This is a genomic window from Exiguobacterium sp. s160 (assembly GCF_018617575.1).
Taxonomy (GTDB): Bacteria; Bacillota; Bacilli; order Exiguobacteriales; family Exiguobacteriaceae; genus Exiguobacterium; species Exiguobacterium aestuarii_A.
The window spans coordinates 241,422-259,548 of sequence record NZ_JACSKK010000002.1 but is presented as its reverse complement, the minus strand read 5'-3'; the positions used below and the strand labels follow the sequence as shown (position 1 = coordinate 259,548).

The window sequence follows — 18,127 nt, the reverse complement described above, 5'->3', positions numbered from 1 at the left end:
AAGGTTTTGATCAGCGTGGAAATTCTCCATATCGTTGGGCAGCAAAAATTAGAAGGAATCGTTGAGATTAGCGGGGCGAAACAAAGCGCTCTCCCTTGCCTTGTGGCTGCACTTCTTACAGAGGAGTCGGTGACGATTGAAAACGTCCCGATGATTGAGGATGTAGAAGTGATGGTCAACTTGTTGAGAGAGCTAGGGGTTCAGGTCGAGCGTGAGGGCGAACAGATGACCATTCATTCGAATGAAGCTGTCGCCATGCCTCTTCTCGGCTCCGAGACGCGGAAAGTCCGTGCCGCTGTCTATTTACTCGGTGTCTTCGCCGCTCGATTCGGAAAAGGGGCGGTCGGGCTACCCGGAGGATATGCGATTGGTCCACGACCGATTGATTTACACTTGAAAGCGTTGGAACGTCTTGGCATTCATGTCGAAAATGAATCCGGGCTCTATCACGTCCGAGTCGAAGAACTCGTCGGGAATCGGATTTATTTGGACTTGCGGTCGTTCGGGGCAACTGTGAGTGCGATGCTTGCGGCGGTCTTGGCGAAAGGGACGACTGTCATCGAGAATGCGGCCTGTGACCCTGAAGTCGTCGATGTGGCAACGATGCTCACATCAATGGGCGCACACGTGAGTGGAGCGGGTACCGATGAGATTCGTATCAAAGGAGTCGAACGTTTGCATGGGTGTACCCATACGTTAATCCCGGATCGCCTCGAGGCAGGTACATTTATGATGTTCGGCGCGGTGTCGGGTAGTGTGACCGTGCAACCGGTCATTTCGACTCACCTTGAAGGGGTCATCCAAAAACTATTGGATTATGGTGCGCAGGTGGAAGTTGGCGAGGAATCGATCACAGTGACCGCCAATCAATTCTTGCCGACAGACATTCGCGTGTTCCATTATTCGGGATATCCGAGTGACTTGCAGCCGATCATGTCAGCGGCTTTGTTGAAGGCAGACGGGACGAGCGTTGTCACGGACAAGCTGTATTCCCAACGATTCCGACATATCGCCGAGATGCGCCGAATGAACGCGCAAATCACGCTAGAAGATGCGTCTGCTGTGATTCGCGGAGGAAATCAGCTCGCAAACGCAGAAATGGAATGTACAGATGCGCGAAGTGCCGCGGCACTCGTTTTATCAGCACTTCAAGCGTCTGGAGAATCGACGTTACTTCATGCAGAACGGTTGAATGATTCATACGTCGACTTTGTCGGCAAATTAAAACAACTCGGTGCGCTCGTTTGGGTGGAAGATCACACCGAGGCATAAAGGGGAGATTTCGGGTGGAACGAAGTTTATCGATGGAACTGGTCCGGGTCACAGAAGCAGCGGCACTTGCTTCAGCCCGTTGGATGGGTCGCGGTTTGAAGGTCGAGGCAGATGATGCAGCGACGACGGCGATGCGTGACGTCTTTGATACGATTCCGATGAAGGGGATTGTCGTCATCGGAGAAGGTGAGATGGACGAGGCCCCGATGCTCTACATCGGGGAAAAGGTCGGGAACGGCTATGGCTCACGTCTCGATGTCGCGGTCGACCCGTTAGAAGGAACGAACATCGTGGCGACCGGAACGTGGGGAGCGCTTGCTGTTCTCGCAGTCGCCGATGCGGGAGACCTTCTTCATGCACCGGACATGTATATGGAAAAAATCGCAGTCGGACCGGAAGCTGCCGGTCTCGTCAGTCTCGATAACTCGATTGAAGAGAACATCGAGATTGTGGCGAAGGCGAAGAAGAAAAACGTGGAAGATGTTGTTGTGACGATCTTACATCGGGACCGACATGAAGAAATCATTCAGCGGGTCCGGGCGACCGGTGCGCGAATCAAGCTGATTCCAGACGGGGATGTCGCCGCAGCCATCAACACAGCTTTCCCGAAAACAGGTGTCGACTTGCTACTCGGTTCAGGTGGGGCACCGGAAGGCGTCATCGCCGCTGTCGCGATGAAGTGTCTCGGTGGAGACTTCCAAGGACGCTTGCTCCCGGAAGACGAGGCGCAAAAACAACGTTGCCATGACATGGGCATCGAAGATACGGATCGAATCCTTCTACTCAATGACTTGGTAAAAGGCGAGGATTGTATCTTTGCGGCGACAGGTGTGACGGACGGTGAATTGTTACGTGGCGTCCAATTCACATCGCAAGGTGGGCAAACGCATTCCGTTGTCATGCGTGCCAAGTCTGGTACCGTACGCTTCGTAGAAGGGAACCACTCCCTCACGAAAAAACCGAAAATGGTCATGAAACCCGAATAACATGGAGTCGCGGATGTGTAAACGTCCGCGACTTTTTTGTGATGAAATCGTATGAAAACGGGAATGGATAGTCAGGAGGTGGGTGTGATGATTGAAGTGGAAGGACTCGTGAAGACATTCAAAGATGTTCCGGCGGTGAACGATGTTTCGTTCTCCGTGAAAGAAGGAGAGATTTTTGCATTTTTAGGACCGAACGGCGCCGGCAAATCGACGACGGTGCAAATGTTGACGACGCTCGTGCGTCCGACATCCGGAGTGGCACGGGTAAACGGATTCGATGTCGTCAAACAAGAAAAAGACGTCCGTCTGTCGATTGGGGTCGCTTTACAGGAAACCGGGATCGATAAAGTGCTGACGGGGCGTGAGTTGCTCGTCTTACAAGGGCGATTGTTTAAGATGTCAAACGAGGAGGCGCACCGTCGTGCGGATGAGTTGTTAGAAGTCGTGTCCCTGACAGATGCCGCAGATCGACGGAGTGGAACATATTCAGGTGGGATGCGGCGACGTCTTGACTTAGCCCTTACGCTCGTCCATCGCCCGACCGTATTGTTTTTAGATGAGCCGACGACGGGTCTCGATCCGGCGAGTCGGATTGAAATATGGAATGAAGTGCGCAGACTGAACCAAGAGTTTGGGACGACGATTTTTTTGACGACCCAGTACTTAGAAGAAGCGGATGAATTGGCTGACCGAATCGCGATCATCAATCACGGGAAGATCGTCAGTGAAGGAACAGCCGAAGAGCTGAAACAACTCGTCGGTGGTGAGACGATTGCGATGGATTTTTCGAACGAATCAGACGCGACGACTGCCGCCGCGCTCTTTCAGACGACGGCGAACGGGAACCATGTATCTTTCGAACTGCGTGATGTGACGCTGACCGAAATCGTTCGGTCGTTAGATGAACAAGGACTACAGCCTGAACGATTGACGGTGAAGCAACCGTCGCTCGATGATGTGTTCTTGAAAGTGACAGGCGAATCATATGAAGGAGGCGAGCTTCGTGTGGACTGAGACATGGTTATTCACGAAACGGAGTTTAGTGACGACGATTCGAAATCCGTTTTCGTTTATCCCGAACTTGATCATCTCTGTTTTCTTTTTACTCGTGTATACGAGCGGCTTATCGAGCGTTGCCTCGTTGCCTCAGTTCGAAGGAAGTGATTACTTGAACTTCATCTTACCCGTATCAATCGTCTCGGGTGCAGTCGGGGGAGCAGGGGGGACCGGACAAGCCCTTGTACGTGATATTGAGAGTGGGTATTTTGCGAGGTTATTATTGACTCCCGCGACCCGGACCGCGATCGTGCTCGGACCAATGATTGCCGGGATGTTGCAACTACTTGTTCAAACGCTACTCATCTTTGCGGTCGCATTTCTCCTCGGCCTCACGATTCCGGTCGGCGCGGTCGGGTTCTTCTTCACGGTATTACTCGCCATCGGGTTCGGCCTTGGATTTGCGGGCTATTCCGTTGGTGTAGCGCTAAAAACACGGAATGCGCAAGCGGCGCAGGCGGGTACGCTGTTGTTCTTCCCTCTCATTTTCTTATCGACGACGTTCGTTCCGAAAGAATTGATTGAGGCGGAGTGGCTGAAAGTGGCGGCGACATTCAATCCGACCACGTATATTTTTGAAGGGATGCGGGCCGTTTTGACCCAACCGGAGATTGATTGGGGTGCTCTATCGGCAGGGCTCGCGGTAGCTGGTACGATGAGTGTACTCATGATTGTCTTTGCGGCGACGAATGCGAGAGGGGCATTGAAACAAAAATAAATAAGGGAGGAGTTGGATGCAAGAACTTTCGACGATGATTCGGATTGTTTTGACAGGGGTTGGTGCGTATATATCAATCATTTTGATGTTGCGTATTTCTGGTAAACGAACGTTAGCTAAAATGAATGCATTCGACTTTATCGTGACGGTGGCGATGGGTTCTATATTAGCGACTACGTTAACGAGTCAACAAACAACATTGCTTGCAGGGTTAACGGCATTTGGAACGCTAGTCGTCTTACAATATTTGTTGGCGAAATTGTCTAAACGATTTAGAACAGTGAACCGAATGATTAAATCGGAACCGACTTTACTATTTTATAGAGGAAATTATTTGGAAAAATATTTAAGGAAAGAACGAATATTAGAAATGGAAGTCATGCAAGCGATACGTGCGAGTGGAACTCCTTTAGAACAAGTCGAGGCGGTTGTTTTGGAAACCGATGGGACTTTCTCGGTACTAAAGGATTCTCAGGATGTGATGGAACACGTAAATCAATAAAAAACGACTCGGTTCCCATGAACCGAGTCGTGATGTTGAATTAGAGGTATGATCCAGCGCCAACGTAACGTGGTGCCCAGTATCCAGAAGTGAAGCTCGCGTATTTCACGCCGCCTGTTTCTGAGTTGATCATTTGTGTTTTGCTAAGTGCCATCCCAACGTGTTGGATCGTCCCACCTGAGTGTGAGAAGAAGACGAGGTCACCAGCTTGAATCGATGACTTCGAGATTTTTTTCGCGCTTGAGTATTGCTGGCGTGAAGAACGTGGGAGTGTTTTGCCGATTGCTTTTTTGTAAACATGTCCAGTGTAGCCTGAGCAGTCAAATCCAGCAGTCGTTGTTCCACCGTAACGGTAAGGTGTACCGAGGTATTTTTTCGACTCAGCAACGAGTTTCGCACGTTTGCTTGACGATGACGTTGAAACTGTCGTCGTTGTTGAAGTTGATGTTCTCGGCTTCAAGTACGTGTACGTTGAAGAAGCTGAGATGTAACGGTGTGTACCTTTGTAGTTGATCTTATAAAATGAACCGGATTTACCAAGGTATGTATAGCGTTGACCTTTATCCATCTTCGCGACAACTTTCGATGACGTAAGTGACGGGGCAGTGCGGATGTTCAAGCCGTTGACTTTCGAGTAAGCGAACGTGCCAGTAGCGGCTTCTGCTTGTTCACCAGTTGAGAACATGAGACCCGAGAAAGCAACAGTAGCAGCGACGACGATAGATGCAATACGCTTTAACATTGTGTAATTCCCTCCGTTTTTAAAATCAAATCGTTATTATATGACAAAGTCGAGTATTTTATAGTCGAGCACAAGTTGCGAGTATTACCCGGTTTCCTGTGCAAATAAACTATATCATGCGCAAGACCGATGGCATTTTTCAATCACAAGTCAAAAAAGCGTTTTCTTGTAACAGAAATGAAACAATATGTGGATATAGCACTTATTTTGTTACAAAATCATCTTTTACTGTGTAAGGTTTTGTACAAGAGGGAAACGCATGAGCAAAAGGTGATTTTTGCACGGTGACGACACGGAGAAAATGTGATTAGATGATGACAGAACAAAAATAATCAAGTTGAATACTTCTTGTAATGAAATGTAGAAAGATAGGTGACTTGAATGAGTCAACAGACAGAACCGACAAAAAATTACACGCTTCGTGAACTCGAGACGAAGACGTTAAAAGAACTATATGAGATCGCCAAAGAAGTCAAAGTTCCAAACTTCCGAGAAGCACGGAAACGTGAACTCATGTTTCGGATTTTGAAATCTCAGGCCGAATCAAAAGATTTGTACTTCCTCGAAGGTATTCTAGAAATCATTCCACCGAATCCTCAGTCGCAAAATGACGGCGGATTTGGCTTCCTCCGACCAATCAATTACTCTCAATCTTCCGAAGACATCTACATCGCTGCTTCACAAATTCGTCGTTTCAACCTCCGAAATGGGGACCTCGTGACGGGGAAAGTCCGCAAACCAAAAGAGAACGAACGATTCCAAGGGTTGTTGAGTGTAGAGGCGGTCAACGGGGAGTCGACGGACTCGACGCGGTCACGCGATTACTTCCCGGCGCTCACTCCGATTTACCCGGAACAACAGATGGTGCTCGAGACAGAACCGAAACATCTCTCAGTACGTGTCATGGATATGATTGCGCCAGTCGGATTCGGACAACGTGGATTGATTGTCGCACCACCAAAAGCGGGGAAAACCTCGCTCTTAAAAGAGATTGCGAACTCGATCACGACGAATCATCCAAACGTCGAACTGATCATTCTGTTGATCGATGAGCGACCAGAGGAAGTGACCGACATCCAACGTTCTGTCCCGGATGCGGACGTGGCCTTCTCGACGTTTGATGAGACACCGGAAAACCATGCGCGCATTTCAGAACTCGTCCTCGAACGGGCGATGCGTCTCGTGGAACATAAGAAAGACGTGGTCATCTTACTTGATTCGATCACACGATTGACGCGTGCGTATAACCTATCCGTTCCGCCGAGCGGACGAACACTCTCTGGGGGGATCGACCCGGCAGCGTTCCACAAACCGAAAAAATTCTTCGGGGCGGCCCGGAATATAGAAGACGGGGGTAGCTTGACGATTCTTGCGACCGCACTCGTCGATACCGGTTCACGAATGGATGACGTCATCTATGAGGAATTCAAAGGAACGGGGAACATGGAGCTCCATCTTGATCGGAAATTGGCGGAACGCCGCATCTTCCCGGCAATCGACATTCGTCGTTCGGGGACGCGGAAAGAAGAGCTGTTACTCGGCAAGGACGAACTCGACTCGCTATGGACGATTCGTCGTACGATGAACGAGTCTCCGGACTTCGTGGAACACTTCTTACGCCGTGTCCGTGAGACGAAAACGAACCTCGACTTTTTCGCTGCGTTAGAGGCAGATAAGAAAAAAAGACGACCGGTGAAAAAAACGAAAACAGACTTGTAAATCCTATAGTAGGGTGATATTATATTCTAGTGAACTTTCTCTAGGTTGAAAGAATACTTAGGGCCGAAGGAGTTGAAAAGCAATGAAACAAGGAATCCACCCAGAATACCGTAAAGTCGTATTCATGGACTCGACGACAGAATTCAAATTCATCACTGGTTCAACTCGTTACTCTAACGAGACAATCACGATGGAAGATGGAAACGAGTACCCACTCATCCGTGTCGATGTATCTTCTGATTCGCACCCGTTCTACACAGGTCGCCAGAAATTCGCATCTGCAGATGGTCGTATCGAGCGCTTCAACAAGAAATACCAACGTTAATCGTAAAGTTGTATGCTCACCGCCTAGGGATTGCCCTTGGCGGTTTTTTGTTGCATAGACGCGGGTAAAGAGACAAAAGACTGTCGTTAGGGGGCCGTTATGGAACTTATACTCATCAGTATCAGCTTGTTAATCGGGGTCGGCATCATGTCACAGTGGTTGGCATGGCGCTATCAAATTCCGGCAATCATCATTATGACGCTCGCCGGGGTGTTGGCAGGTCCGATTCTTGGGCTGTTTGATCCGCGTGAACTACTAGGGGATTTATATAGTCCCATCATTTCGTTTGCGGTCGCCATCATCTTATTCGAAGGAAGTCTCGGGCTTCACTTCAGCGAGATCAATCAATTCCGACGGTCAATTGTTCGCATCGTCACGGTCGGAGTCGCCCTGGCGTTCGTCGGGATGTCGCTACTCATCCAGCACGTCGGAGGGTTGCATTGGGTCGTTGCGTGGACGATGGGAGCACTCTTCGTCGTGACGGGTCCGACTGTTGTCATCCCGTTATTGCGACAGGCTCACTTGAAAGATCGTGTCGGAGCGATTTTGAAGTGGGAAGGAATTATCGTGGATCCGGTCGGGGCACTGCTTGGACTCTTCGTCGTCCGACTTGGATACATCGTATATGAAGGAATGGACTTATGGATGCAGCTCTTGTTTGCCGGTGCTTGTATTGTCGGGATCGGACTCGGGTATTTGTTCGGACATCTCCTCATGGGATGGTTTGTCGCGGAGAAAGTACCACGTTATCTACGTGCCTCGGTCACATTGACGGCCGTCCTCATCTTATTTTCGCTCAGCGAGCTCATGATGCACGAAGTCGGTCTTCTCGCCGTGACGGCGATGGGGATGACGATGGCCAATACGAAACATCGGGACGAAGAGATTATCGAAGAACTGCAATCGTTTAAAGAAGACATTTCAATTTTGCTCATTTCGTCCGTCTTCATCTTATTGACGGCGTCGCTTTCACGCGCCGAGCTTTTAAATATCTTCCAATGGCCACTGCTCTTGACGATTGCCGGGATTCTCTTCTTGGTTCGTCCGGTTGCGATTTACTTGTCGACGATTGGTGGAGGACTGCCGCTAGCGGAACGAGGGTTCATCGGTTGGATTGCACCGCGCGGAATCGTCGCGATGACGGTCGCTGGATTCTTTGCTGAAGAAGTCGCACATCTCGGGATTGACGATGCGAAGCAAATGTTACCGCTCACGCTCGGACTCGTCTTCATTTCCGTAACGTTACACGGTCTCACGATCCGACCGCTCGCACGTAAATTAAAATTAATTGATGTGCAAAAAGAAGCGAAAGCCGACGAGTAAAGGGCGGATTCACTTCTAAGAAAATTTGGAAGAAGTCAACCCTTTTCCTCAACTCGAAAGATAGGTATAATCGGAAAGCGATTATCGATGGAGAGGGCGAAGAACAATGATGCATGTGACGAACCGATACGGTTGGATTGAAGTGATTTGTGGGAGTATGTTTTCAGGGAAGTCGGAGGAATTGATTCGCCGTGTCCGCCGCGCTCACTATGGAAAGATTCCGGTCCAAGTGTTCAAACCAGCAATCGACGACCGGTATCATGAAGAGAACGTCGTCTCACATACGGGCAACTCGGTCGTGGCGGTACCCGTCGCATCGAGCCAAGACTTATACGATGCCGTGCGGGAAGAAACGCAAGTCATCGCGATTGATGAGGTACAATTCTTTGACGAAGGCATCGTCGATGTCATCGAACAGCTCGCGAACGAGGACAAACGCGTGATCTGTGCCGGGCTCGATATGGACTTTCGAGGTGAACCGTTCACGATGATGCCTGAACTGTTGTCGCGTGCGGAGTTTGTGACGAAACTGCAGGCGATCTGCTTGTCATGTGGCGCACCGGCTTCACGGACGCAACGATTGATTGACGGACAGCCGGCTCGTTATGAAGATCCGGTCATCTTGGTCGGCGCTTCGGAGTCGTACGAACCGCGATGCCGTCATTGCCATGACGTACCGAATAAACCACATCCGGTCCGCCATACGGTGGTAGACTGATGAATCAACGGACCGCCCTCGGCGGTCCGTTTTTTTGCTATAATAGATAGAGTTTGATTTGACGGAGAAAGGACGGATCATCATGTTTGACCGTTTAAGTGTATTAGAAGATCGCTATATGCAATTGAATGAAATGCTCGCCGACCCAGAAGTGCTCAGCGACTCGACGAAGTTGAGACAATATTCGAAAGAACAGGCGCAGTTAGAAGAGACGGTACAGATGTATCGTCAATATAAAGAGAAGAGCGAGGCGTTCAAAGAAGCGAAGGCAATGCTCGAAGACCGGACGCTCGATGCCGACATGCGCGAGCTTGCTAAAGAAGAGATGAATCTCTTGGAGCCGGAAGTGAAAGAGCTTGAAGCGAAGTTGCGGATTTTGTTGCTTCCGAAAGACCCGAACGATGATAAGAATGTTATCGTCGAAGTCCGAGGCGCGGCAGGTGGAGACGAGGCAGCCCTTTTCGCGGGCGATTTATACAAGATGTACACGCGATTCGCCGAGCGTCAAAACTGGAAAGTTGAACTGATTGACGCGAACTATACGGAGCTCGGTGGGTTCAAAGAAGTCACGTTCATGATTAACGGGGCAGGTGCTTACTCGAAGCTCAAGTTTGAGAACGGGGCGCATCGTGTACAACGCGTCCCGTCGACGGAGTCGGGAGGGCGAATCCATACGTCTACGGCAACGGTTGCCGTCTTGCCTGAAGCGGAAGATGTCGAGGTGCATATCGATATGAAAGATGTACGTGTCGATACGTTCACTTCGTCAGGTCCAGGAGGACAGTCCGTCAACACGACGCAGTCCGCCGTCCGTTTGACACACATCCCGTCCGGTCTCGTCGTCTCGTGTCAGGATGAGAAGTCACAACATAAAAACAAAGACAAGGCGATGAAGGTGCTTCGGGCACGTCTGTATGACAAGATGCAAAGCGAGCATATGGAAGAACTGTCGGCACAGCGGAAATCCGCTGTCGGGACAGGGGACCGCTCTGAACGGATTCGCACGTATAACTTTCCACAAAGTCGTGTCACCGATCACCGTATCGGATTGACGCTCCAGAAGTTAGATCGTGTATTAGCGGGTGAACTCGAGGATATCATTGACGCCCTCATCATGGATGAACAGGCACGTCTCATGGAGGATGCGGAATGATGCGTGTCGCTGCGCTACTTAAGCAGACAGAAGAGCGGCTTCAAAAGGCCGGGCGTGACCGTGCGGCTGCCGAATGGTGGCTCATGCACGTGCTTGATGTCGACCGAACAGGTCTCCTCGTTCGATTGTCGGATGAACTATCCGCGGATGAATCGGAACGGTTCGAAGCCGGAATCGAGCGTCTATTGACTGGAGAACCCGTACAACACGTGATCGGACAGGCACCGTTTTATGGTCGCTCGTTCGAAGTGAATCGGGACGTCTTGATCCCGAGACCGGAAACAGAAGAGTTGATTGACTGGCTTCTCGGGCAAATTCGTCACGTAGCAGACGATGAAATCGTGGACATCGGAACAGGGAGCGGGGCGATTGCAATCACGCTCAGTTTAGAACTCGGTGTCCGGGTACAGACGGTCGACATTTCCCCGAAAGCGATTGTAGTCGCGAAACGGAATGCGGAAGCGCTCGGTGCGAATGTTCGCTTCTATGAAGGGGACGGACTCGCCCCGATTGCCGATCAATCGATTCGGATTCTCGTCTCGAACCCACCATATATCGAGGCCAACGTGTTATTAGATGAAACGGTTGTCGGCTATGAACCGCATCTCGCACTCTTTGGCGGAGCGGATGGACTCGACATGTATCGCCAACTGATTTCAGAGTCAGTGCGCGTCTTACGTGCCGATTGGCAATTGATTGCGTTTGAAATCGGGTATAACCAAGGACAAGATGTGAAATCATTACTGTCTGAACGTTATCCTGAAGCAGAAACGGGTATTTTAAAAGATATAAACGGCAAGGACCGTATCGTCTATGCCGTAAGGGAAGGGATTGCGTATGGAAACGAAATGGATTAAATCGAATGAGATTGAAGAGGGGGTACGTCTTCTTCAAGCGGGTGAAATCATCGCCATGCCGACAGAAACGGTCTATGGTCTCGCAGGGGACGCCATGAATGATGTGGCGATTCGCAAGATTTTCGAGGCGAAGGGCCGACCGTCGGATAACCCACTCATCGTCCATATCGCTTCAATCGAACAAACGAAACTGTTTGTCGATTCGATTCCTTCTGTTGCCATGCGCTTGATGGATGCGTTTTGGCCAGGCGCTTTGACGATCATCTTGCCTTCAAACGGCCGAGCCTCATCGCTCGTGACCGCAGGACTGGATTCCATCGGACTTCGGATGCCGAATCATTCGGCGGCACTTGAGTTGATTCGCGAGTCAGGCTTAGGGCTTGCGGCACCAAGTGCGAACCGTTCCGGGCGTCCGTCTCCGACGACCGCTCAACATGTGGCTGACGATTTGGCCGGGCGGATTGCGGGGATTGTCGATGGAGGTCCAACTGGAATCGGCGTCGAGTCAACCGTCATCGATTGTACGGGGGACACGGTGACGATTTTACGACCGGGTGGCGTGACGCGAGAAGAAATCGAAGCTGTCATCGGACCGGTCGCCTTAGATGCCAATTTGAGTGATGACAAAGCCGCACCACGATCACCGGGAATGAAATACACGCATTATGCCCCAACGGCGCCCGTCTTTTTAGTCGATGGCACACGTGAAGATTTACAACGTGTCATTGAGGAGCGGAAGCAAACAGGGTTGCGGATCGGTGCACTCGTATTCGATGAAGAGCCGACAATGGCTGATGTCACCTATTCCCTCGGTACTTCGATGGAAATGGCGGCGCAACGTTTATACGATGCCCTTCGTCGATTTGATGAAACGGACGTCGATGAGATTTATGTGAACAAGATTGAACCGGTCGGGGTCGCCTTAGCCGTCTATAACCGCTTGTACAAAGCGGCGGGAGGGAAGGTCGTTCACCCGACGAAAGATGCCTAAAGACATAGAGGAGGACACGCGATGTCAATGAAACGCGTATTATTCATATGTAGTGGCAACACGTGCCGAAGCCCGATGGCGATGGCCTTGCTCCGTTCGAAAATGACTGGGGACGAGTTTGATATTCGCTCAGCCGGTCTACGGACAATGCAAGGATTCGATGCTTCTGAAAATGCACTGCAAGTTCTCAGAGAACGTGGGATCGAGCTCGACCACGTCACCCAGACGTTTGATGAGGTGTTAGGAAATTGGGCAGACATCATCTTGACGATGACACGTGCGCACCGCGAACAAATTCGGGATACATACCCGGATTTGGCAGAGCGGACGTACACGCTCTACGAATTCGTGACAGGGCTTGAGCGAGACATCAATGACCCGTTCGGCGGTTCGATGAATGTGTATCGCCAAGTGCGAAACGAACTCGAGCCACTCGTGAATCGACTTGTGCTAAAATTAACGAATGATGGGTCAAAGGTGACGAAACCACCGAGACGCCTACCAAAGAAGACGGGGGAATGAACGAATGAAAATTGCAATTGGCGCCGATCACGGCGGATTCAACTTAAAGAGAGACATCGTAGCATTGCTTGAGGAACTCGGACATGAGTATAAAGACTTTGGCACGCACTCGGCCGACTCGATTGACTACCCAGACGTAGCCATTCCGGTCGCAGAAGCTGTCGCGGCAGGCGAGTTCGATCGTGGGATTTTGATTTGCGGTACAGGAATCGGAATCGGGATCGCAGCGAACAAAGTCAAAGGGATTCGTGCGGCACTCGTTCACGACTCATTCAGTGCGAAAGCGACACGTCAGCATAACGACTCGAACATCATGACGATGGGCGAGCGTGTCATTGGACCTGGCCTTGCGGTCGATTTGGTGGCGACGTGGCTTGATACGGACTTTGAAGGCGGTCGCCATTCAAACCGTGTCGACAAGATGAGCGCATACGAATCGAAGTGAGCCCGATGAAGACGGAACTTCTCGGATTATTAACGGAGCTTCACGAACGGTTCCCGTTGAATGATGAGCGTATTCTCGTCATCGGATGCTCCACAAGTGAAGTGCTTGGGAAGACGATCGGCAAGGCAGGGTCCATCGACGTCGCAGAAGAATTGATGGAGGCCTTCCTTGAATTGAAAGAGAAGACGGGTGTCCATTTGGCGTTCCAAGGGTGTGAGCATATCAACCGTGCTCTCACCGTGGAACGACGGACGCTCAAGCAGTTCGGTCTCACAGAGGTGACGGTCGTTCCTGTCCGTTCGGCGGGTGGGGCGATGTCGGAGAAGGCATATGCGAACTTCGAGGAACCATGTGTCGTCGAATCGATTCAAGCGGATGCGGGAATCGACATCGGCTCGACGTTGATTGGGATGCATTTGAAGCCAGTGGCCATCCCGGTCCGACTATCGTCGAAACATCTCGGCGAAGCGTACGTCACGTTTGCGGTCACGAGACCAAAACTGATTGGTGGGCCACGAGCTCACTATCCAAACAAATGAAAAAAGCATCGCATTCAGGTTTTTCGACCGAATGCGATGCTTTTTTGTGGTTACAACTCTTCACCGAATAAATACGACACGACCATCGGGAAACGTTCACGCCATGCAAGTTCGTTATGGACGCCTTCTTCGATCACTTCGAAACGGATGTGCTCGACCTTGTCTTTTAACAGGTTGTACACCCGTTCGCTCGACTCCAGATACATCTCATTCGTCGGTCCGTTCTCCATCGGTTCTTCGACTTCTTTGGCACCGACGTCTAAATAGAGACGTTCGACACCTTTTAAATCACTTGCCTCAATCAATTGCTCCAGCTCGGTTTGATTGAACCAGAAGGCAGACGATAAGGAAGCAACGCGCTTAAAGATTTCAGGATACACACACGCTGCGTAGACCGAGATGAGTCCACCCATCGAGCTTCCCATCATCGCCGTTTCTTCCGGAATGGTCCGGTAGTCGGCATCGATTTTAGGTTTTAGTTCTTGGGCGATATATTCAATGTATGCCGATCCTTCCCCACCAAGGACGATGTCTCGTCCGAGCAGGCTGTCCCCAATGTATGGATTTTCCCACGGTCCGTACTCATCGAGTCGTTTTTCCCCAGGTGCGCTATCGAGGGCGACGACAATCAAGTCACGTTTCGAGGCGTCTAAATATTCACCAATGCGCCAGCTCATGTTGTAGCTTGCCTCCTCGTCAGCGAAACAGTTTTGCCCGTCATGCATATAGAGAACGGGATACCGTTTTTCCGATGTCTCATAGTCGGCAGGTGTATACACCCGAACCGTCCGGGTGCGTTCGAACGGTGTAATCGTGATTTCTTTTGTCTCAATCATGAAGTGACCTCCTTTGCATTCTCTCTAAATGATACCCAACTTTTCGTCAGATTATAGCGATACCCAAAAAAACAAGCGTGTGGTACGATGGGGGTGTTGATTTTTAGACATTTAGAGGGGGTCTTCACATGGTAAACACGACGAAGTTAAAAGTGCAGGATGCAGAATTGTTTGAGGCAATGCAACACGAGCTCGGTCGTCAACGCGACAACATCGAACTCATCGCTTCAGAAAACTTTGTTTCAGAAGCAGTCATGGAAGCGCAAGGAGGCGTATTGACGAACAAATATGCCGAAGGATATCCAGGACGCCGTTATTATGGTGGCTGTGAGTTTGTCGACGTCGCTGAAAACTTGGCGCGTGACCGTGCGAAAGCATTGTTCGGTGCAGAACATGCGAACGTACAACCACACTCTGGTGCACAAGCGAACATGGCAGTTTATTTCACAGTGCTTGAAGCAGGAGACACGGTGCTCGGGATGAACTTATCACACGGTGGTCACTTGACGCACGGTAGCCCGGTCAACTTCTCGGGAGTGCAGTATAACTTCGTCGAATACGGTGTAGACAAAGAGACAGAACACATCGACTATGAAGTCGTCGCAGCGCTCGCGAAAGAACATAAACCGAAATTGATTGTCGCGGGAGCTTCGGCTTATCCACGTACAATCGACTTCGCGAAGTTCCGTGAGATTGCGGACAGTGTCGATGCGTACCTCATGGTCGATATGGCACACATCGCTGGACTCGTGGCAGCAGGTCTTCACCCGAACCCGGTCGAGCATGCGGATTTCGTCACGACAACGACGCACAAGACACTCCGTGGACCACGTGGCGGTATGATTCTTTGTAAAGAAGAGTTTGCGAAAGCAATCGACAAATCCATCTTCCCAGGAATTCAAGGTGGACCGCTCATGCACGTCATCGCAGCGAAAGCAGTTGCGTTCGGAGAGGCACTCCAACCAGAATTCAAAGACTATCAACGTCAAGTCATCGCCAATGCACAGGCACTTGCGGCTGGTCTTGAAGAAGAGGGGCTCCGAATCGTATCGGGCGGAACGGACAACCACCTCTTACTCGTCGACCTTCAAGGAATTGACATCACAGGGAAAGCGGCGGAGCATGCGCTCGACGCTGCAGGGATCACGGTCAACAAAAACACGATCCCATTCGATCCAGCGTCACCGTTCGTCACAAGCGGAATCCGTCTCGGTACGGCAGCGATGACGACGCGTGGCTTCAAAGAGGACGATATGCAAGAAGTGGCACGCCTAATCGGTCGTGTACTCAAACAACATGAAGATGAGTCGGTACTCGCAGAAGCACTTCAAGACGTGCGTACGTTAACTGCGAAGTTCCCACTTTACCCAGAACGAGGCTGAGTCAATGGACATCCGGACACTCGCAGAACGAGAGCTATCCGAACTCCCATTGTTCGATATGACGGAATGGTTGGCTCGTAAGGGGGAACACGACCCATCTTTCCGTCTTGTCGCCAGTGAGTTCGGGGTCATCACGACGCTCCTCGACCATGGCTATTACGAAGAAGCGAGCGAACGAATCGTACCGCTCCTCGGGATGAAAGTGCCCGCTGCGTTCCATCGACTAGGTCTTGCGCTAGAAGTGAAGGCGAACGGGAAAAAAGCGGCCAAGCGCCGCTTTCGTTCGTTTTCTCCGGCCGTCATCCAGCACTCAGATTTAGCCGAGTGGCGACAGGCTTTCAAGTTTGATAAGAAATGGCTCGGTCTTCCGCTCGTCGTGGGACTTGCTGCAGCTGCGCTCGTGTTTTGGCCAGATACCGAACCTCCGATTGTCCCGCCAAGCGAGACCGATCAAGTCGTCGTCGAGACGGTGACCGAGGAAGAGGCGATGGCGGAGCGCTTGAAGGAACTAGAAGCGGAAGTCGCTCGACTTGAGAAGGAAAATGAACAGCTACAAGGTCAAGAAGAAGCACCAAGTGATTCAGCGGAAGAGAAGCCGAAACAAGCGACTGACGTCGTACAGTTAGCGGAGGTCGAAGCGCTCGTACAAGACAAACAGTACGAGCAAGCTGAACAGTTGCTCGACGGAGAAGCGAAAGCAGGTCAAGAACAGGCGGTTGGATTTTATCGACTCCTTGTCGACAACAAGTTAGGAAAAGCGAAAATCGCGGATTACGCTTCTTATCTCGATTCCTATCCTGAGTCTGGGTACAAGGCAGACGTCCTATGGATGAAAGGGATTGCCGAGAAAAAAGCGGACGATCCCGCTTATCGAGAGACGTTGACGACCGTGTCAGAAATGAAAGGAACGTATTGGGCGCCGATTGCGAAATCCGTGCTCGACGAGTGAGGTGTTGCGCAAGCAGCGCCTTTTCTCATGAAATTTTAATGAACTCCACCTCGATTTCTCGTTTTCACCTCGTATGATGCGAGTAGGAGGGATGCGCGAATGAAACGTTTACTGAAAACAATTGGGACTAGTTTATTGGCAATCGGACTGATGGGAATCGGACTTGCCGGTTTCTTGTTCTTTACGACACCGGGGCAATCAAGCCTCACGCAACTGTCGCTCGCGGCAACGGGCATCGAGCAGCAAATCGAGCAAGTCGATGAGACGTGGGACCAATGGGAAGACCGTCTCGAACGACAAGTGGAATCAGCAATCCCGGAAGGCGTCCGTCTGTTTTTTGAGGATTGATTTCGGGAAATGAATACCAATACGTCGAGCGGTCCGCTCGGCGTTTTTTCAAAGGAGTGAGCAGGATGCAGACGATTCTGGTCGTAGAAGATGATTCGAAGATTGCACGGTTACTGGAACTAGAGTTGAAGCATGCAGGGTATGAAGTCGTTGTGGCGACAGATGGGCGTAGTGGTTTAGAGCGGGCCGTCGTCGACGAGATCGACCTCGTCTTACTCGATATCATGTTGCCTCAAATGAGCGGACTCGAGGTAGTCCGTCGATTAAAAGAAGAACGACCACTGTTGCCCGTTCTCATGGTGACGGCGCGGGGAGACCGCTATGACAAAGTGAGTGGACTCGACCTAGGTGCCGATGACTACATCACGAAACCGTTTGAAATCGAAGAAGTGCTCGCTCGAATCCGGGCGTTTTTGCGCATGCGCCAGCTCGTTCGGCAGGACCATTCCGAGCATGTCCTGACCTATGAGACACTCAAGGTCGATGTGAATCGACATGAAGTGTTTTGCGAGGGAAATAAAGTCGATTTGACGCGACGGGAGTTTGATTTATTGGTCTTCTTTTTAGAGAACCCCGAGCGCGTCTTGACTCGTGATCAACTCGTCGAACATGTGTGGGGATTTGATTACTTCGGTGATACGAACGTCGTGGACGTATATGTCCGTTATGTCCGAAAGAAACTGACCGGGTCTTGGATTCAAACCGTCCGTGGTGTCGGGTATATGTTGAAGCGTGGTGAGTGAA

The 18,127-nt window shown here is 50.7% G+C and carries 21 protein-coding genes; 19 read left to right on the top strand and 2 right to left on the bottom strand.

Features of this window, described 5'->3' with window-relative positions; translation table 11 throughout:
* The first annotated feature begins 15 nt into the window (after positions 1-15).
* The 5 genes from murA (at position 16) to KNO86_RS07160 (ending at position 4,534) form a co-directional block, all read left to right on the top strand.
* Positions 16-1,272: a UDP-N-acetylglucosamine 1-carboxyvinyltransferase gene (murA, locus tag KNO86_RS07180; protein WP_214694574.1), complete on the top strand. Its 1,257-nt coding sequence runs from the start codon at positions 16-18 to the stop codon at positions 1,270-1,272.
* A 14-nt stretch (positions 1,273-1,286) separates the two neighbouring features.
* A complete protein-coding gene (glpX, locus tag KNO86_RS07175) occupies positions 1,287-2,258 on the top strand; it encodes a class II fructose-bisphosphatase (protein ID WP_074035838.1) in 972 nt (323 codons plus the stop codon).
* An 87-nt stretch (positions 2,259-2,345) separates the two neighbouring features.
* Positions 2,346-3,272, top strand: a complete 927-nt coding sequence (locus tag KNO86_RS07170; RefSeq protein WP_214694572.1) for an ATP-binding cassette domain-containing protein — start codon at positions 2,346-2,348, stop codon at positions 3,270-3,272.
* Positions 3,262-4,032, top strand: coding sequence for an ABC transporter permease (locus KNO86_RS07165; RefSeq protein WP_012727390.1), 771 nt, complete (start codon positions 3,262-3,264; stop codon positions 4,030-4,032). Before KNO86_RS07170 ends, KNO86_RS07165 begins: the two co-directional genes overlap by 11 nt.
* Before the next feature lie 16 nt (positions 4,033-4,048).
* Positions 4,049-4,534 carry a DUF421 domain-containing protein gene (locus KNO86_RS07160; RefSeq protein WP_214694570.1) on the top strand — a complete coding sequence of 162 codons (486 nt, stop codon included), beginning with the start codon at positions 4,049-4,051 and terminating at the stop codon, positions 4,532-4,534.
* A gap of 40 nt (positions 4,535-4,574) precedes the next feature.
* Here the strand turns inward: KNO86_RS07160 and KNO86_RS07155 are convergent, their stop codons facing one another.
* Positions 4,575-5,276 carry a C40 family peptidase gene (locus tag KNO86_RS07155; RefSeq protein ID WP_074035842.1) on the bottom strand — a complete coding sequence of 234 codons (702 nt, stop codon included), beginning with the start codon at positions 5,274-5,276 and terminating at the stop codon, positions 4,575-4,577.
* 381 nt (positions 5,277-5,657) lie between these two features.
* On the opposite strand from KNO86_RS07155, the gene rho reads away from it, so the two are divergent.
* The 10 genes from rho (at position 5,658) to KNO86_RS07105 (ending at position 13,868) form a co-directional block, all read left to right on the top strand.
* Positions 5,658-6,995 carry a transcription termination factor Rho gene (rho, locus tag KNO86_RS07150; protein ID WP_074035844.1) on the top strand — a complete coding sequence of 446 codons (1,338 nt, stop codon included), beginning with the start codon at positions 5,658-5,660 and terminating at the stop codon, positions 6,993-6,995.
* Positions 6,996-7,077: 82 nt separating this feature from the next.
* Complete coding sequence (locus KNO86_RS07145; protein ID WP_012727387.1) at positions 7,078-7,320, top strand: type B 50S ribosomal protein L31; 243 nt, start codon at positions 7,078-7,080, stop codon at positions 7,318-7,320.
* Positions 7,321-7,419: 99 nt separating this feature from the next.
* Entirely contained in the window at positions 7,420-8,643 is a 1,224-nt protein-coding gene (locus tag KNO86_RS07140) for a cation:proton antiporter (RefSeq protein ID WP_214694568.1), read from the top strand.
* 106 nt (positions 8,644-8,749) lie between these two features.
* Positions 8,750-9,361, top strand: a complete 612-nt coding sequence (locus KNO86_RS07135; RefSeq protein ID WP_214694566.1) for a thymidine kinase — start codon at positions 8,750-8,752, stop codon at positions 9,359-9,361.
* Positions 9,362-9,443: 82 nt separating this feature from the next.
* Positions 9,444-10,514 (top strand): peptide chain release factor 1, encoded by a 1,071-nt coding sequence (prfA, locus tag KNO86_RS07130; RefSeq protein ID WP_074036532.1) that lies wholly within the window; start codon positions 9,444-9,446, stop codon positions 10,512-10,514.
* A complete protein-coding gene (gene prmC, locus KNO86_RS07125; RefSeq protein ID WP_483297444.1) occupies positions 10,511-11,371 on the top strand; it encodes a peptide chain release factor N(5)-glutamine methyltransferase in 861 nt (286 codons plus the stop codon). The genes prfA and prmC overlap by 4 nt, the downstream gene beginning before the upstream one ends.
* Positions 11,352-12,362: an L-threonylcarbamoyladenylate synthase gene (locus KNO86_RS07120; RefSeq protein ID WP_214694563.1), complete on the top strand. Its 1,011-nt coding sequence runs from the start codon at positions 11,352-11,354 to the stop codon at positions 12,360-12,362. Before prmC ends, KNO86_RS07120 begins: the two co-directional genes overlap by 20 nt.
* Positions 12,363-12,383: 21 nt before the next feature.
* Positions 12,384-12,884, top strand: a complete 501-nt coding sequence (locus KNO86_RS07115; RefSeq protein WP_214694549.1) for a low molecular weight protein arginine phosphatase — start codon at positions 12,384-12,386, stop codon at positions 12,882-12,884.
* Between the two features lie 4 nt (positions 12,885-12,888).
* On the top strand, positions 12,889-13,329 hold the full coding sequence (gene rpiB, locus KNO86_RS07110; RefSeq protein WP_214694546.1) for a ribose 5-phosphate isomerase B: 441 nt from the start codon (positions 12,889-12,891) through the stop codon (positions 13,327-13,329).
* Entirely contained in the window at positions 13,326-13,868 is a 543-nt protein-coding gene (locus KNO86_RS07105) for a TIGR01440 family protein (RefSeq protein WP_483297443.1), read from the top strand. Before rpiB ends, KNO86_RS07105 begins: the two co-directional genes overlap by 4 nt.
* Before the next feature lie 50 nt (positions 13,869-13,918).
* Here the strand turns inward: KNO86_RS07105 and KNO86_RS07100 are convergent, their stop codons facing one another.
* A complete protein-coding gene (locus KNO86_RS07100) occupies positions 13,919-14,704 on the bottom strand; it encodes an alpha/beta hydrolase (RefSeq protein WP_214694543.1) in 786 nt (261 codons plus the stop codon).
* Between the two features lie 128 nt (positions 14,705-14,832).
* On the opposite strand from KNO86_RS07100, the gene glyA reads away from it, so the two are divergent.
* From glyA to KNO86_RS07080, 4 genes are all read left to right on the top strand, one after another.
* Positions 14,833-16,086: a serine hydroxymethyltransferase gene (glyA, locus tag KNO86_RS07095; RefSeq protein ID WP_214694541.1), complete on the top strand. Its 1,254-nt coding sequence runs from the start codon at positions 14,833-14,835 to the stop codon at positions 16,084-16,086.
* A gap of 4 nt (positions 16,087-16,090) precedes the next feature.
* Positions 16,091-17,035 (top strand): hypothetical protein, encoded by a 945-nt coding sequence (locus KNO86_RS07090; protein ID WP_214694539.1) that lies wholly within the window; start codon positions 16,091-16,093, stop codon positions 17,033-17,035.
* 99 nt (positions 17,036-17,134) lie between these two features.
* On the top strand, positions 17,135-17,383 hold the full coding sequence (locus tag KNO86_RS07085; RefSeq protein WP_214694537.1) for a hypothetical protein: 249 nt from the start codon (positions 17,135-17,137) through the stop codon (positions 17,381-17,383).
* Positions 17,384-17,448: 65 nt separating this feature from the next.
* Positions 17,449-18,126 (top strand): response regulator transcription factor, encoded by a 678-nt coding sequence (locus tag KNO86_RS07080; RefSeq protein WP_214694535.1) that lies wholly within the window; start codon positions 17,449-17,451, stop codon positions 18,124-18,126.
* Position 18,127 lies beyond the last annotated feature (1 nt).